Origin of the sequence: Clostridium sp. 1001283B150225_161107_B6, assembly GCF_015556325.1 — a bacterium.
Classification (GTDB): Bacteria; Bacillota; Clostridia; order Lachnospirales; family Lachnospiraceae; genus Enterocloster.
This window is the reverse complement of record NZ_JADNMD010000017.1, coordinates 122,812-139,194: the sequence shown is the minus strand read 5'-3', so window position 1 is coordinate 139,194 and position 16,383 is coordinate 122,812. Positions and strand designations below refer to the sequence as shown.

At 52.6% G+C, this 16,383-nt stretch carries 10 protein-coding genes and 1 other RNA gene; all 11 read right to left on the bottom strand.

What is annotated here, in order from left to right:
• Window positions 1-482: 482 nt before the first annotated feature.
• The 11 genes from I2H39_RS26855 to I2H39_RS26805 all read right to left on the bottom strand — a co-directional run bounded on the left by I2H39_RS26855 (window position 483) and on the right by I2H39_RS26805 (window position 16,303).
• Window positions 483-1,205, bottom strand: coding sequence for a CvpA family protein (locus tag I2H39_RS26855; protein ID WP_195627963.1), 723 nt, complete (start codon window positions 1,203-1,205; stop codon window positions 483-485).
• A gap of 18 nt (window positions 1,206-1,223) precedes the next feature.
• Window positions 1,224-2,051 (bottom strand): Cof-type HAD-IIB family hydrolase, encoded by an 828-nt coding sequence (locus I2H39_RS26850; RefSeq protein WP_138310330.1) that lies wholly within the window; start codon window positions 2,049-2,051, stop codon window positions 1,224-1,226.
• Window positions 2,048-4,612: a tetratricopeptide repeat protein gene (locus I2H39_RS26845; protein ID WP_195627962.1), complete on the bottom strand. Its 2,565-nt coding sequence runs from the start codon at window positions 4,610-4,612 to the stop codon at window positions 2,048-2,050. The genes I2H39_RS26850 and I2H39_RS26845 overlap by 4 nt, the downstream gene beginning before the upstream one ends.
• A 46-nt stretch (window positions 4,613-4,658) precedes the next feature.
• Entirely contained in the window at window positions 4,659-5,255 is a 597-nt protein-coding gene (gene recR, locus I2H39_RS26840) for a recombination mediator RecR (protein WP_138310332.1), read from the bottom strand.
• The gene (locus tag I2H39_RS26835) at window positions 5,255-5,611 is read right to left on the bottom strand and encodes a YbaB/EbfC family nucleoid-associated protein (RefSeq protein ID WP_138310333.1); all 357 of its coding nucleotides are present in this window, start codon (window positions 5,609-5,611) and stop codon (window positions 5,255-5,257) included. The genes recR and I2H39_RS26835 overlap by 1 nt, the downstream gene beginning before the upstream one ends.
• 42 nt (window positions 5,612-5,653) lie before the next feature.
• Window positions 5,654-7,333, bottom strand: a complete 1,680-nt coding sequence (gene dnaX, locus I2H39_RS26830; RefSeq protein ID WP_138310334.1) for a DNA polymerase III subunit gamma/tau — start codon at window positions 7,331-7,333, stop codon at window positions 5,654-5,656.
• A gap of 44 nt (window positions 7,334-7,377) precedes the next feature.
• Window positions 7,378-8,457 (bottom strand): ATP-dependent 6-phosphofructokinase, encoded by a 1,080-nt coding sequence (locus I2H39_RS26825; protein WP_138310335.1) that lies wholly within the window; start codon window positions 8,455-8,457, stop codon window positions 7,378-7,380.
• 275 nt (window positions 8,458-8,732) lie between these two features.
• Window positions 8,733-8,994: signal recognition particle sRNA large type (gene ffs, locus I2H39_RS26820), an RNA gene on the bottom strand.
• A 107-nt stretch (window positions 8,995-9,101) separates the two neighbouring features.
• Window positions 9,102-11,324, bottom strand: a complete 2,223-nt coding sequence (locus tag I2H39_RS26815; protein WP_195627961.1) for an alpha-galactosidase — start codon at window positions 11,322-11,324, stop codon at window positions 9,102-9,104.
• A gap of 17 nt (window positions 11,325-11,341) precedes the next feature.
• Window positions 11,342-13,051: an alpha-glucosidase gene (locus tag I2H39_RS26810; RefSeq protein WP_195627960.1), complete on the bottom strand. Its 1,710-nt coding sequence runs from the start codon at window positions 13,049-13,051 to the stop codon at window positions 11,342-11,344.
• 42 nt (window positions 13,052-13,093) lie between these two features.
• Window positions 13,094-16,303 carry a glycoside hydrolase family 38 C-terminal domain-containing protein gene (locus I2H39_RS26805; RefSeq protein WP_195627959.1) on the bottom strand — a complete coding sequence of 1,070 codons (3,210 nt, stop codon included), beginning with the start codon at window positions 16,301-16,303 and terminating at the stop codon, window positions 13,094-13,096.
• Window positions 16,304-16,383 lie beyond the last annotated feature (80 nt).

Sequence of the window (16,383 nt, the reverse complement as noted above, 5' to 3'; positions counted from 1 at the left end):
AAGGTCTAAACCAGACCTTTTGTTTTTAGAATTTTCAGGGTTTTACATACTGTCTAATCTTCAATTATCAAGGTTCTCTGTTGTTGTCTGCCTCAGCAGCAACTTTGATAGTTTATCATATTTGCAACTGTTTGTCAACAACTTTTTTCTTTTTTGTCGTCTGTCTCAACAGCAACTTTTATATATTACCACATCTGTCACTGTTTGTCAACAACTTTTTCAACTCATTTTCAAGAGCTGTCCCACCGTTTTGCGCGGTGGACCTTTAATATATCACTACTTTCGCAACTTGTCAAGGGAATTTGTGCCATTTTTTTATACAATTTTCAACTTTATTTTCCCACCACTAAATATGCTTATTTTTTCTGTATTTTTCTATATTTTGTGGTTAATAAAAAAATCGCTGTTTACAGATGTTTCCATCCCCTCCCAGCGATTTGTTTTAATTATATATATTATAGGAACAATTATACCTTTTTCTTCTATAGAATGCCCCGGATAATGCCGCCCAGAATAATATTAATCAGATTGTACTGATGTAAAAAACGCAGCCAGGCACTTGCATTGATTTGTTCCTCCAATGCCATGCCCAAAGGCGTGGCTGCAAAGATTCCTACCAGAAAACAGCCAATCCACAGCAGAAGCAGCCCCTGAACCAGCCCCAGTACAGCGCCGGCTAAGTGATTTAATCCATACAGAATGGGCAGCCGCGCAATAATATCCAGCCATCGCACCACCAGATGAATCAGAATATAGACAGCTGCAAACAGGATGATGGAACTGACTGCATTGATAAGAATGTCAGCCAGATATGTGCTGACGTATTCCGCAAACCGGTCCACTCCCAGCAAATGATAAAATTCGCTGTTATTGTTCTCCAGCAGCATTTCCTTTACGGATTGGGGCAGGTTCAGATTCTCAATGGCAATGCGCTGCGCTGCCGGCATTTCCGTTGCTTCAGCGGGCAGTTCTTCCCAGCCCGCTGCATTCAGTATGGCCTCCGCCGCACTCTGGCGTATGGAGGGATTGTCTTTGATAAAGCCCGTCATATACGGCGTGGCCACCTTTACTAATATGATGGTAAGTATCAGTGCTCCCAGGGATACACACTGCTTCAGCGCTCCCCTGTAATGCCCATACAGCACCATGCCGGCGAGAAAAACTCCGGCACCGGCAGACAGCCAGTGTTCTAATATCATGTCCATATTGTTTCAGTCTTTCTTTTAGTTGAAAATCAAGCGTTCTATGGCGTCTGCAACTCCATCCTCGTCATTTGTCAGCGTAATCCGGTCTGCCGCACTCTTAGCTATGTCAAGTCCATTTCCCATGGCAACGCCTACTCCGGCTGCCTCCAGCATGGAAATATCATTTTCCCCATCCCCAAATGCCATGGTGGCCCCGGGAGCAATCCCAAGATAATCCGCCAGCCACATAAGCGCATTTCCCTTCGTAGCTCCCAGGGCATTGATTTCCAGATTGTTATACAGGGATGAGCTTATGACAATGCCCTCTACAGCAGAGAGCTCCCTGCGCAGGGGCACTGCGTCCCTCACATCGGACAGATATACGTTGACCTTCTCCACGTCTTTCCCGCAGTCTGTCACATATTTCAGGATATTGGGCACAACGTCCCTGGTGGAGAGTACCATTTTCTGAATCACAGAGCTCAGACCGTAGTCCTCCATATGCTCGATGAACTCAGGCTGGGAAATTCCCCTTCCGTCTATATACGGGTCGTACATTGCCCTGTATTTTTTTACAATATCCATGACTTCCAGCGCCTTTGCATTGGTCAGGGTACACCGTTTCAGACTGGTTCCTTTTACAAGGTCCGCCACAGTACCGCCGTTGGTGGTTATGGCATAATTCACTCCCGGCAGGGACCGTACTGCTTCCGTTATACCATCCACAGCCCTGCCCGTGGTCGGTACTATCTGGATACCCATGCCGGCACAGCGTTCCAGCACCCTGCGGTTGCGCTCTGACAGGTTCTTCTGGCTGTCCAGCAGAGTGCCGTCAAGGTCTAGTGCAATTAAACCTATGGTCATCATATAAAATGCTCCTCTTTTAATATCAGAAGACCGTCCCTGTCATACTTGGACGAGAATATTCCTGTAATCCGCTTAAAGAAGGATGGATTCTCCGCCTTATCAGCAGCTTCTTCTATCAAGTCTTCGGCATTTACCTTTGTAAGCGGTACGCCGTCCTCCTCCATGATTTCAATCCGCTCATAGAGGGCCAGCATGCTTTTTCCTGATATGCTGCAGTCAATGTCGCTGGCATACTGACATGCGTACTGGGCAAACTCGTCAATATCCATCTCCTGTTGGTCGTCATACTCCGGCTCTTCCTGCTGGGGAAGGACCGGCGCATTATCCTCTGCTTTTGAAGGAAGTTCCTTCTTTGGAAGAGATGCCTTCACCGCCTCCGGTTTCTTTGCCTTTGGTTCCTCTTCTTTGTGTTCTTCCCTGCGGGCAGCTGTTACCGAGCGGACCTCTTCCGGCTTCCTGCGTACCGGCTTTGGCTTCTGCTCTGCCTCTGGTTTCGGCAGGCTCTTTGGAACCTCTGGTTCCTGAACAGGCTGAACCTTCCCCGTGGCTGGTTCCGCGGAGCGGCTCTGGACCTTTTTGGGTACAGCCGGCTCTTCTGTCCTGCGAAGCTGCACCGGACGCACAGGGCGGTCATCCCCCTCCGGCGCCACATAGGCAACCTCCTCCGGTCCCATCTTCCCTACATACTCAAACCGTTTGGCTAATCCCGGATATACCTTGTGAATACGGGCCAGATTACCAGCCACATCTATAAGGACCACATTCATGCCGGTCTCATCCCTGGCCATCAGCTGGTTCAGCTCCTGGAGGGTGGATTCCTCCATGGCGCCCGCCTGCTCAATAATCAGGTCCTTGCCCGTCAGTTTGTCTGCAATGGCAAATACCCCTTTGCTGTTAAGCTTTTCTCCCGTTATCTTGGCAGCCTGGTTCTTCGCTCCTGTCTCCTTGTGAATCTTCTTGAGCAGTTCGATGGCCTGGTCCAGGCCTGAGCTGGAATACTCTGCTTCTATCATGAAATGATGCGACTCCTGGACAGATGATTCTTTCCCCAAATCTTTTATGTCGGTCAGCACCCGTGTCTGGGCAGACGTTGTTTCCGGCCTGTGCCGTCCGTCTGATAACCTGGACATTTCTCTGGCCAGATTTGCCTGGACCTCTGCTTCATGCATCCTGGCCCGGACCGCCTCATCTGACAGAATCTGGGGCTTATCCGGCATCCACTGGGACTGTCCTTCCTTTACAGGCTCCTCTCCCTCATCTGAATCCTCTGGCTCTATGGTAACCTGGGTATGGGCGTTCTCGTCCTCATATGGTTCCTCCGCCCCGGCTCCGTCCCCCTGGTCTTCCTCCGTGTATCCGGCAGCAGTGTTTTCTTCTGCATCCTCCCGCTGATTCCGGTCAGGATAATCATTTCCGTAATACCCCTGCCTTCCATATGCTTCCTCAGAGTCATCCTCTTCCGGGTATGGGTCTGCATGATATCCGGTCTGCCCATTTTCATCTTCGTGATATCCGCGTTCCGGATATCCGCCCTCCCCATAACCGTCTTCTGCGTATCCACTCTCCTGATACCTGTCCTGCGCGTACCCGGCCTTCTGATATCCTCCCTGTGGGTATCCGCTTTCCTGATATCCGTCTTCCGCGTATCCGCTCTCCTGATATCCATCTTCCGCGTACCCGCTCTCCTGATATCCGTCCTGCGTGTACCCGGCCTTCTGATATCCTCCCTGTGCGTACCCGCTCTCCTGATATCCGTCCTCTGCATATCCGTCTTCCTGATATCTGTCCTCCGGGTACTCCGCATCCGGCTCCACGGCAAAGGCAGCCTCCCGGCGGGCCATATAGGACTGGGGGGAGACTTCCGTCTGCCTCTCAGGCATAGGCTCATAGTCAGCCGGCCGTTTTCCGGCGCGGTACTCCTGTTCCACGGCCTTGAGGCGGGCCTCATATTTATCCCTGTTCTCCACCAGGTCCATCTGGTACTTTGTCAGGGGTGCAAACTGAATCTTAAGCTCCATGGCCTTTTCTACATATTTCCCCAGGCCGAACATGAGCATGATTTTGTCGCAGGCCATGACGCAGAGTTCCCCCATACCAGCCTCTGCATACAATTCCGCCAGCTCATAGAGCCACTTTTCATCCAGCTCAATGTTGCAGTACTGCTCCAGGGTATGAATCAGCTGCTCTGCAGGCGCCCCCTTTGCCCCCAGAATCAGGTAACGCAGAATATACTGCCTGGGGTCATCCGGCGCCAGGTCGCAGAATTCCCTGTAATAGTCCTCTGCCTCCTGAAAGCTGCCTTCCTTAATCGCCAGCTCCGCCAGCTTGAACAGCAGGCGTTTCCCTATGGGCGCCCGCTCAAATGCCAGCAGCAGGATGTCCTTGGCCTCCTGGTACTCTTCGTTCTTCTCATAGATGGTTGCCACCATGGACAGGATGTTTACATTCCGCACCCTGCGCCAGTCTATGGTATCAGCAATCTTCATGGCTGTCTCATAGTCGCCGCGGCTTACCATCTTCTTAATCTGCTCAACCTTTATGTTAAACTCGTATTTATCCATCTTTTGCATCTCCCTATCGCTAGTTCCCGGTATGGAAATCTGCTGTCTAAAGTTCCGTCCTGCCTTCCAATGCCCGAAGAAGTGTTACTTCGTCTATGTATTCCAAATCCCCGCCAACGGGTACTCCGCTGGCAATTCTGGTCACTTTAATCCCTGAAGGCTTTATCAGCTTGCTTATATACATAGCCGTTGTTTCGCCTTCCAGGCTGGAATTGGTGGCAATAATGACTTCCTCCACATCCGACTGGAGCCTTTGCATCAATTCCTTCAGCTTTATATCCCCCGGGCCAATCCCCAGCATAGGAGAAATAGCGCCATGCAGCACATGATAAACCCCATCGTATTTGCCAGTCTTCTCATAAGCAGCCAAATCCCTGGTATTTTCCACCACCATAATGGTCTTATGATTCCGCCTTTCACTGCTGCAGATAGGGCACAGTTCCTTATCCGTCAAGGTGAAGCATTCCTTACAATAACGTACGTTATTCCTGGCGCTTGTCATGGCTCCCGCCAGCTCCTCCACCTGCTCCTTCGGCATGTTGATAATATGGAATGCCAGGCGCTGGGCCGACTTGGCCCCAACTCCGGGGAGCTTGGACAGTTCCTCTATTAACTTGGTAATCTGACTGCTGTAATAATCCATTAGAAGGGAAAACCTCCGCCCAGGGCTCCGCCTAAACCGCCTGTCAGCTTAGACATGGCCTCGCTGCTCTCAGCCTCCATCTGACGGAAAGCCTCATTGGTAGCTGCCACAATCAGGTCCTCTAACATCTCAATATCGTCCGGATCCACTACATCCGGAGACAGCTTAACGGAAACCACTTCCTTTTTGCCGGACACGGTCACGCTGACCGCACCGCCGCCCGAAGCAGCTGTGTATTCCTTATTCTCAAGCTCCTTGGTCGTCTCCTCCATCTGCCGCTGCATACGCTGCGCCTGCTTCATAAGATTATTCATGTTGCCAGGCATTCCGCCTGAAAATCCGCCACGTTTTGCCATGGTGTATTATCCTCCTATCATTTCCATTTATTCATCTTTCTATTATTCATCTTCATATGTAATATCCATATGAATCTTTTCTTCCAATTCTTCCTGGGTCACGTAAATCGTATTAAGCCGCTCCCCGCGTCCGGCCAGTCTGGTCTTAAAGTAAATGGACCTGCCGAAATTTGTTTCCACATAGCGTTCCAGCTCCCCTATGACGGTGGGCCGTTTGCCCATATCATAGCTCATGGAATCCATGAACACAATGGTCAGGCATCCTTCTCCGCCAGGCTCCACCACGGTATCCCTGAGATAAGACTTGGCTCCGCCTCCTATGCTGCGGACAATCTTGGCCCATTCGTTCCGCACCAGTTTTAAGTCTTCCAGCTGGGCCTGGGGCAGGGCTACCTTTTCCGGCGGGACCCCGGGGTCCGCCTGAAGCCCCGCAGCATAGGGCGCTGTTATCTGGGGCACTGCTCCTCCGCTCAGAGGCATGGCTCCGCCTGTCTGGGGCGGTCCACCGGGTATGCCCCCAGACATCTGGCTGACAGCTGCTGCCGGAATGGCCATGCGGCCTGCTTCCAGGTCCTCCATCTGGGCTTCCAAATCCCCCAGCCGCTGGAGAATGGCATCCAGGTTAGGCTCCATGGAGGGGCGCGTCAGCTTAATAAGCGCCACCTCAACCAGCACCCGCTTCTGGCTGGCATAGCGCAATTGGTTGGATAATTCGGAAAAAATACGGATATACCGCATCAGCGTGTTTCCGTCCGCCTTGCCTGCATCGCTTCTCAGCTGTTTTAAATTCTCCTCCGACATATCCACCAGGCCTTCTGCATCGTCTGCACTCTGGATTAAAAGGAGATTTCTCATATACCATATAAAATCAGTGACAAACTGGCCCAGCTCCCGCCCCTGAATCACAATATCCTCCAGCCTGCATATACAGTCCTTTGTCCTGCTCTCCACAATGGCGCCGAACATCTGGCTGAACACGCTGGAATCCACTGCCCCCAAAACCTCCAGGGCATTGTCATAGGTCAGCACCTTTCCGTAATGAAAGGCCACGCACTGGTCCAAAAGGCTCAGGGCATCCCTGAGCGAGCCGTCTGCCGCCTTTGCCACATAGAGAAGGGCCTTGTCCTCCACCTGAATCTGCTCGGCCCGGGTCAGCTCCCTCAGGTGGTCCGCTATGGTCTCTAGGGATATGCGCTTAAAATCATAGCGCTGGCAGCGGGACAGTATGGTAATGGGAATCTTGTGCACTTCTGTGGTGGCCAGTATGAAAATCACATAGGAGGGCGGTTCCTCCAGCGTCTTCAACAGGGCGTTAAAGGCACCTATGGAAAGCATATGGACCTCGTCGATGATATATACCCTGTAACGTCCCTCTGTGGGAGGATACTGCACCTGCTCCCTTATATCACGTATGTTCTCCACGCCGTTGTTGGAGGCGGCATCGATTTCCACCACATTCATGGAGGAACCTGCCTGGATGGACCTGCAGGTGGGACATTCGTTGCAGGGACTTCCGTCTGCCGGATGTTCGCAGTTCACTGCCCTGGCAAATATCTTGGCTATACTGGTCTTACCTGTTCCCCTGGTACCGCAGAACAGGTAAGCATGGCCGATTCGCTCCGACGTTATTTGGTTTTTCAGTGTCTGCACAATCGGGTCCTGGCCTTTTACATCTTCAAAAGAAACAGGACGCCACTTGCGGTATAACGCCGTATATGACATGTTAGGCAACTCCTATTATTCTATCTTGATATGAATTTATTTTCTTATTCATCGCCAAAGCTGATACCCACCATCTTGGCTTCCTTAATCATGGAGCACTCCGGGTCCACGGTCTTAAGCTTTCCCGCCACCTCAGAGAGGGGTACCCTGGTAATATCGTTGTTCTTCACCGCCACCATGTAGCCATACTGTTCCTCCGCAATCAGCCTGGCTGCCGCAGCCCCCAGCCTGGTTGCCAGCACACGGTCATACGAGCATGGTTCGCCGCCGCGCTGCATATGTCCCGGAACAGTTACCCTTACCTCGCTGCCGATGACTTCCTGTATCTTGGCCCCGATTTCATAGGCCACGGAAGGATATACCACTCCGCTTTTCTTCTTTTCCTTCAGTTCCTTCTTGCTCATCTTGGCATCTTCTTTGGAAATGGCGCCTTCGGCCACTGCCAGGATGGAGAAGCGCTTGCCTGCCTTGGACCTCTTGGTCAGGGCATCGCATACAATGTTTATATCATAGGGTATCTCCGGAAGAAGTATAATGTCCGCCCCGCCTGCAAGGCCTGCATACAGGGTCAGCCATCCCACCTTATGTCCCATGACCTCCACGATAAACACGCGTCCGTGGGACGCTGCCGTGGTATGGATACAGTCAATGGCATTGGTGGCCACGTCCACCGCACTCTGGAACCCAAAGGTCATATCCGTGCCCCAGAGGTCATTGTCAATGGTTTTGGGAAGGGATACCACGTTAAGTCCCTCTTCGCTGAGCATGTTGGCTGTCTTCTGGCTGCCGTTTCCGCCCAGCACTACAAGACAGCTGAGCTTCAGCTTTTTATAGGTGTGCTTCATGGCTTCCACCTTATCCAGTCCATTCTCATCAGGAGTGCGCATAAGCTTGAAAGGCTGGCGAGAAGTGCCGAGGATGGTACCGCCCTGGGTGAGAATACCTGAGAAATCGGATGATTTCATGATTTGATAGTCTGCATACATAAGTCCTTTATATCCGTCTTCAAAGCCAATGATTTCCACGTCGTCAAACATGTTGTATAAGGACTTTGCCACGCCTCTCATGGTGGCATTCAGTGCCTGGCAGTCTCCGCCGCTGGTCAGCATTCCTATTCTTCTCATATTGCACTTCCTCCTTATAGAGTTGCTTCACTTTCTGTTATGTTTCCTGGGAATGGTTCTATTATACCCATTTTGTAATTATAACGCAAAGGTGTTATCGGGGCAAGTATAAATTCGGACAACCATCCATCCTGCAACCGCCCCGCCTTTCAGCCCCGCAGCATCAGCCCGACGGCTATGCATCAGAACAGCCGCACGCCATTCTGAAATACAAATGGGACATAAATCCGGTGATACAGTAACGTATCCTCAGATTTATATCCCATTTTTAAATTCCACGCACCTTGCTTTGTGCTGCTGCCACGAACGTTACTCATACAGTTAACTCAATCCAGGCTGCCTCACGGCACACGGGAGGTTCCGCTTAGTGCTGCTGCATTCCTGCCCTGACACGGTTCACGGATTCCCGTTGCGTAAGACCCAGACGTCAACGCCACTTACACAAGGCAGCTTCGCAGCAAACAGCCCGAGGCAAGGTATCACCCCTGCTGGAGCGGATTGCAGGTACAGGGCACCGCTATCTCCCCGGCTGCGTGGAAACTTTATGACATATTAGGCCGTACATACGCAGATGTATCAACAAATGCCCACACGGGCAGTTGTTGAAAACTGCCTGTTAAGTATAACCTGCCGGAACGCTTTTGTCAAGGCTGTGCCTCCACCAAAAATAACCTGGACAAATAATCCCCCTGGGGCACAGGGCTGGTCCGCACGCCGCTGGCCCCGTCCGACAGAATCAGGCCTGCGCTCATGAGCTCGTCCCCGTAGCAGGTATACCCAAGCCCGCTGACCCGGTACATTGTCTCCGGATTCAATCCCCTGAGGACCAGCCGCTTAAAGCCGGTGTTTACAGGCTGCAGGAACCGGAAATACGCTGCCATGGCCTTGTTTCCATCCTCCGATACCACAATCCATGCAGCCTCATTTCCCTCAAAGGGGCTTATGAGCCGGTAAAACCTTCCCTGCTGAATCAGTTTTCTGTGCTCCTTCATGAACCGCACCTGTTCCTTTACCAGGTACTGCTCCTCCTCTGTAAGCAGGTTCAGGTCCAGTTCATACCCAAAGGTGCCGAAATAAGCTGCCGCTGCCCTGGACGCCAAAGGAACATTCCGCCGGGTCTGGTGGTTGGGTATGGCGGACACATGGCTTCCCATGGAGCTGACGGGATATACCAGACTGGTTCCGTACTGGATTTTTACCCGCTCCACTCCGTCGGTATCGTCTGAAACCCAGCCCTGGGGAGCATAGTACAGGATGCCCGGGTCAAACCTGGCGCCTCCGCTGGCGCAGGACTCAAACAGGACCCGGGGGAAATCCCTGGTAAGCCGCTGGTAAAGCTTATAGACCCCCAGTATCTGCCTGTGGTAAACGGTTCCCTGGTACTGCGCATCCCGGCCGGCTGAAAAAAGGTCGGAAATACTCCGGTTCATGTCCCATTTCACATAGGATACACCGCCGTCTCCCAGTATCTCCTCCATCCTGTCCCCAATATAATCCACCACCTGGTCCTTTGAGAAATCCAGCACATACTGGTGCCTTCCCGTGCACACCGGCCGGTCCGTGCTCCCCAGCATCCAGTCCGGATGGGCGCGGTAGAGCCGGCTTTCCCGGCTGACCATCTCCGGCTCAAACCACAGGCCGAACTTCATCCCCATATTCCTGATTTTTCCTGCCAGTCCTGTTATCCCGTCCGGCAGCTTATGAAGGTCCGGATACCAGTCCCCCAGGGAGGTAGTGTCATCGTCCCGTTTTCCAAACCACCCGTCATCCAGCACAAACAGCTCTATGCCCAGCTCCCTTGCCTTTCCTGCAATGGAAAGAATCTTTTCCTCGTCAAAATCCATAAACGTGGCTTCCCAGTTATTAATCAGTATGGGCCTCTCCCGGTCCCTCCAGTATCCCCTGGCAAGCCTGGTCCGGTAGAGCCGATGGAACACCTGGCTCATACTGTTTAAGCCCTCTGCAGAATATACCATCACTGCCTCCGGCGTCTGGAATTCCTCCCCCGGATAAAGGGGCCAGTTAAATCCCTCCGGATGAATTCCAATGGTCACCCGGACCGTGTCCATGGTGTCCACCTCTGCCTGGGCCAGGAAATTGCCGCTGTACACAAGGCTGATGCCAATAACCTCGCCGCTGTCCTCCCCTGCATCAGGCCGTTTCAGGCAGATAAAGGGATTAAACTGGTGGCTGCTGTGTCCCCTCATGCTGTGAATGCTCTGGACCCCCTGGTGAAGTCCATGGACATCCATATACCGTTCCCTGCACCAGGCCCCGGTCAGGTCCACCATCTGGTAACGCGGGTCCGGCAAATCCAGGCACAGGCTCATGGCCCGTTCCAGGCAGACTGTCTCCGGTCCACGGCAGATAAACCGGGCGCTGCGGGCCAGCACAGGCAGCTCCTCATAGATTGTGTAGAGAAGCACCAGCTCCATGCCGGCCACAGGGTCCTCCAGGTACAGCTCCAGGGTACACGCCTCCTCATCCTGTTCCGCATAGGTGGCTGGCAGGCCCGGCAGCTCCGGTTTCCCCCTTTGTATGGTGTGTTTTTTGTATACAAAGCAGCTGATTCTGCTTCCGTTTTCTCTTCTGATTCCATAAGCCGGGTACCGCATATCCCCTGTGCCAAAGGCCGGGTATTCCTGCTTGATGTGTTCCAGTGAAAATGTCGTGTCGTCCTCGTAGACACAGGGGGCCATATCCCTGTGTGCAAACTCCAGCAGGTGGCCGAAGTCCTCCCTGTGGCGTATCCGCTTCCCATAGTAAAGCTGTCCCATCTGTCCGTTGGGAAGACAGGCCATAATATAGCTGATTTTATCGTTGTACAGATGAAACTGCCTTGACTTTTCTTCATATAGAATGCCCATATAGAATCCTCCAGCAATTATTGCATAAACACAATGGCTTCATAGGGTCTGAGGCAGATGTCCTCCTCACACAAGGCGACGGCGTCCCCCTGTGATATCCCCCTCCGGTCCGGATAGTTTCCAATGAGTATGGTTCCGGCACCCAGCTCCCGTACAGACAGCCCGCTCTTTTGCGTCCGGTCCGTAAAATTGCACAGGACAGTCAGGCGCTCCTTCCCCAAAGACCTTTCATATGCAAATATGGCCCCGCTTTCCTCCAATAGCAGCCGGTAGGCCCCATACACAAGAATATCCATGGTATGCCTTAATTTTATCAGCTGCTTATAGAAGCACAGGACGGAATCACTGCGCCCGGCCTGCTCCTTAACATTGAGCCAGGTATGATTGGGATTTACCCTGAGCCAGGGCGTGCCATCGGTAAATCCCGCCTGTTCCGTATCATCCCACTGCATGGGCGTCCTTGCATTGTCGCGCCCCGTATGATTGATGTAGCGCATCATCTCCTCATGGGAAATACGTCCGCTTCCCACCATCTCACGGTATACATGATGGATTTCAATATCCTGGAAATCCTCCAGGCTGCTGCCCTGAAAATTCGTCATGCCCAGCTCCTGGCCCTGATAGATATAGGGTGTTCCCTTCATCATATAGAGACAGACTGCCAGCATTTTAGCAGACAGCTCCCAAAACCCGGGGCTGTCATTGCCAAAACGGGACACTGCCCTGGGATAATCGTGATTCTCCCAGAACAGGCTGTTCCAGGCCTTTCCCTCCAGCTCTGTCTGCCACCGGCTCAGTACTTTCTTCAGGTCCCTGAGACAGACCGGGTTATCATTCCATTTTCCAAAGGGTCCGGGATTCAGCTCCACGTGTTCAAAGTGGAACATCATGTTCAGCTCATGGGACTCGTATCCCGCATACTGCACCGCCTCCCTGGTTCCCACGCCCACGCCCTCTCCCACGGTCATCCAGTCAAACCGCGACAGGACTTCCCGGTTCATCTCCTGCAGATACGCATGAATCCTGGGGCCATTGGCGTAATAGGGAAGACCGTCCCCATAGGGATTCCCCTCTTTTAATACCCCGTCGGGAAACCGCTGGTCCTTGGACAGCATGGATATTACATCCATTCTGAAGCCGTCAATCCCCTTGTTTCCCCACCAGGTCATCATCTCATATATCTCCTGCCGTACCCGCGGATTTTCCCAGTTCAGGTCAGGCTGCTTTTTAGAATAAATGTGAAGGTAATACATGCCCGTCCTTCCGTCATATTCCCAGGCCGGACCGCGGAAACGGGACGCCCAGTTATTAGGCGGTCCCTCGTTCACAGGCTCCTTCCATATATAGTAATCCCTGTAAGGATTGTCACGGGACCTGCGGCTCTCCGCAAACCAGGCATGTTCGTCCGATGTATGGTTTACCACCAGGTCCATCACCAGCTTCATCCCTCTGTGATGTATTTCCGCCAGAAGGCAGTCAAAGTCCTCCATGGTGCCGAACACATCCATAACAGCCTTATAATCACTGATATCATAGCCATTGTCATCCCCCGGCGATTGATACACGGGAGAGAGCCATATTACATCAATTCCCAGGTCCTTAAGGTAATCCAGACGGCTCCTGATGCCGTTCAGGTCGCCAATCCCGTCCCCATTGCTGTCCTGAAAGCTTCTGGGATAAATCTGGTACACCACGCATTCTTTCCACCATGCCCTTTGTTCTTCCATGCGGTTCCTCCACTGTGTTCCGGTGTGTGTATTTCCGGCGCCTTACGCACCGGCGGGGATGATACGGTATGTCTTGATTTCATAAGGCAGAATGAAATCCTTAAATGTATGCCCGTCTGTCTCAAGGAGCTTCAGAGGTCTTTCCAGCAAATCGCATTCCTCCGCCCGGTATGCCTCAAAGCCAAGGGTTACTGTCATGGGCGTCCTGGTGTTGCGGTTTTCATAGATGCGGAGGATATACCCGTTTCCATCCTCTGCTTTTTTCATCATTTCCACAAAACAGCCTGGCTGGTCCACGGATACCATGCTCCATGCTTCCCCTGTGCCTGCATAGGGCAGCAGGGCGGATACCAGGGGCGAGTTCAGGTCATAGGCCATTTCCACGGTCCTGGCCTCCTGCCATCTTCCCTTGTGGGGATAAATGGAATAGGTGAATTCGTGGATGCCTATATCTGCGTTTTCATTGGGATAGGTACCTGATTTAATCAGGGTCAGTCCCATTTCACCGTCCTTGATGCTGTGGCCGTATTTACAGTCATTGATGAGGCTGAGCCCCAGTCCGTTTTCCGACAGGTCCGCCCATTTATGGGCACAGACCTCAAATTTGGCCGTATCCCAGCTATGGTTGCTGGTGGTCTCCCGCTCCACATTGCCGAACTGTATCTCATAAGAAGCCCTGGCGGCGTTAATCCGGGCCGGGAAATGAACCCGCAGCAGCACATGATGGTCTCTCCAGTCCGCCCGCGTCACAAAGTCGATTCTGGGCAGATTGGGATAGAACACGATATCCTGCTCCACAAGGGAGCCTGCAAACCGGTGGGCGATGGAAACAACGGTCCTGACCGGCCCCCATTCCTTTAACACCGGGGCTGTCACGCAGTCGGCTTCATAGGGCTTCCTCTGGTAAAACAGGTCCACATCCCAATTGTCCCAGTTCATGGGGCGGTCCTCAAAGGTCAGAAGCTGGTTTCCCACCCTCCCCTCTTTTAACAGCTGGCATCCCGTTTCCTTTTCAATCAGCGAGACAAGCTCCATTTTATCATTAAATTCAGCCCTGTACCATTCATTTTCAAAGAATCCGTTCCATGGTCCGGGACATTTTCCGGCAGGTCCTTCCATACTCTGATTCCCGCTATCTTCTTCTGCTCCTGTGAGGCTGTACACGGTATAGCCGCAGGATGGGATTCCCTTTGCGTGGAATATGAGCGTGTCCTCCCCCACATACTGGACCGGATACCTGCGTCCCAGGCAGTCGCAGGCATAGGCCGCATCCGTTCTGTCCACGCCGGACACCGTTACCGTATCCTCCCGCTCATAGCCCTGCGTATTGATTACAAAAACCTTGCGCGCTGCGGGATTTTCCCCGCTGATATCCTTACCCGCTCCGCAGCCCCTGCTTCCCAGGTCTTTTGCCAGATGAAGGATTGTATCTGCGCCGGATTCCAGTATGTCCGTATACTCCCGGTCTGTCTGGTCATAGACAGGTCCGATGGCGCTTCCCGGAATAATATCGTGGAACTGGTTCAGCAGGATAATATCCCATCCTCTTTTTATGACATCACCGGGATATGCCAGGCCCTTAAGCTCTGCCATGACTCCCAGTGTCTCCAGCTGCTCATACATTTGCTCGCTTTTCCTGTTATAGCGTTTGTTCTTTCCCATGGAGGTCAGTGTTCCCCTGTGGTACTCAAAATAAAGTTCCCCATCCCATACCGGCATACCTGGCTTGGACGCAATGCCGCGGTAAATCCGGTCAAAAAAGGTCCGTTCACTTTCCTGGACCAGCCTGGGGATACCCGGAAGACCGTACTGAAGACGCTTTGCCTCCTCCAGCATTTCCCTGGTTGGACCGCCTCCGCCGTCTCCGAATCCAAAGAGCATTAATGTGTCCTCTGTCAAATCCCTGTTCTGGAACCGTTTAAAGGTGCCCAGCGTCATATTGGGATTGACAATGCCCGTGTAAGTGGTAGTGTTCCTGGTATCTGTAAATGACACATTTAACCCCAGGGTCTTGTCAAAGTCACAGGCAGTGGGCATGAATACGAACACACGGCTGCCGTCGATTCCCTTCCACATGAAGGTGTCGTTGGGCAGCTGGTTAAACTGGTTCCAGGCAATCTTCGTGGTGAGAAAATAGGGAATGCCGCATTTTTTCAGTATCTGCGGTATGGCAGCGGAATAGCCAAATACATCAGGCAGCCACAGGCATCTGCTGGGGATGCCGAATTCCTCCATAAAGAACTGCTCGCCCTTAATGATTTGGCGGACCAGGGATTCCCCTGCCGGCAGGTTGCAGTCCGACTCCAGCCACATGGCCCCGTCAGTCTCCCAGCGCCCCTCCCTTACCCGCTCCCGGATGCGTTCATACAGCTCCGGTTCCTGTTCCTTTACAAACTGGTACAGAATGGGCTGGCTGGACATGAATTTATAGTCCGGGTACCGGTCCATCAGCTCCAATACGGTTGAAAAGCTTCTCACGGCCTTTTCCCTGGTCTGGTCCACGGTCCACAGCCAGGCAATATCAATATGGGTGTGGCCCACTGCGCTCACCACCGGAGCGTGTAGGTCCACGTGTTCGTAAAATTCCTTTTTCAGGATTGCTTCCATTGCCTCCACGGATTGGTAGAACCGGTCAGAATACGGTTCCCTTAAATCCAGGGCATCTGCCGCAGGCCCCAGCTTTACCAGTATGCGTCTGTAATTTTCCTCATCCGGCTTTTTCAGAAGCCGGGCTGCCTGGACCGGTACAAGAAAATCATAGTAAGCCTTTTCCACGGCGTCATCCACCCGGACCAGTTCCGTGCGGATAATCAGGTCCCCCGGCACGCTGCCGCTGTAGGCCAGAATGGCTATCTCATAGGACTCCCCTGCCCTGGCGCCGGGGCTTATCATGATTTCCCTGTGGTTTACGTCCACGCCCTGGACGATGCTTCCGTTCAGGTAAAAAAGCATCTGGGGGTTGGTTGCATCCCACTGGCCTTCCCTTCCGGTGGTGATGAGGAATTCCACATGCGCCCCGTCCAGGTGCGTGGGTATTTTAACCGTTGTCCTGTACCACCTGTGGCTGTCCAGGCTCCCCCAGGGTTCTTCTATGGCGCAGTCCTCCCATTCATCGGTGCAGCACCATGGACTGCCGTTTTCCTTGCCTTCCATTCTTTTATAATGGCTGACCGGAATTCTCACCGGCCTGCGAAGCTGGTTTAAGTCATCTGCCAGACGCTCCATCCGCTCCAGTTCAAATAATATGCTCATCCTCTTCCTCCTTATCCCTGCCGGAATCATCCATGCCCTTATTTTACCGCAGGAAAAGCCGGAGCCGGCGGACAAATTTA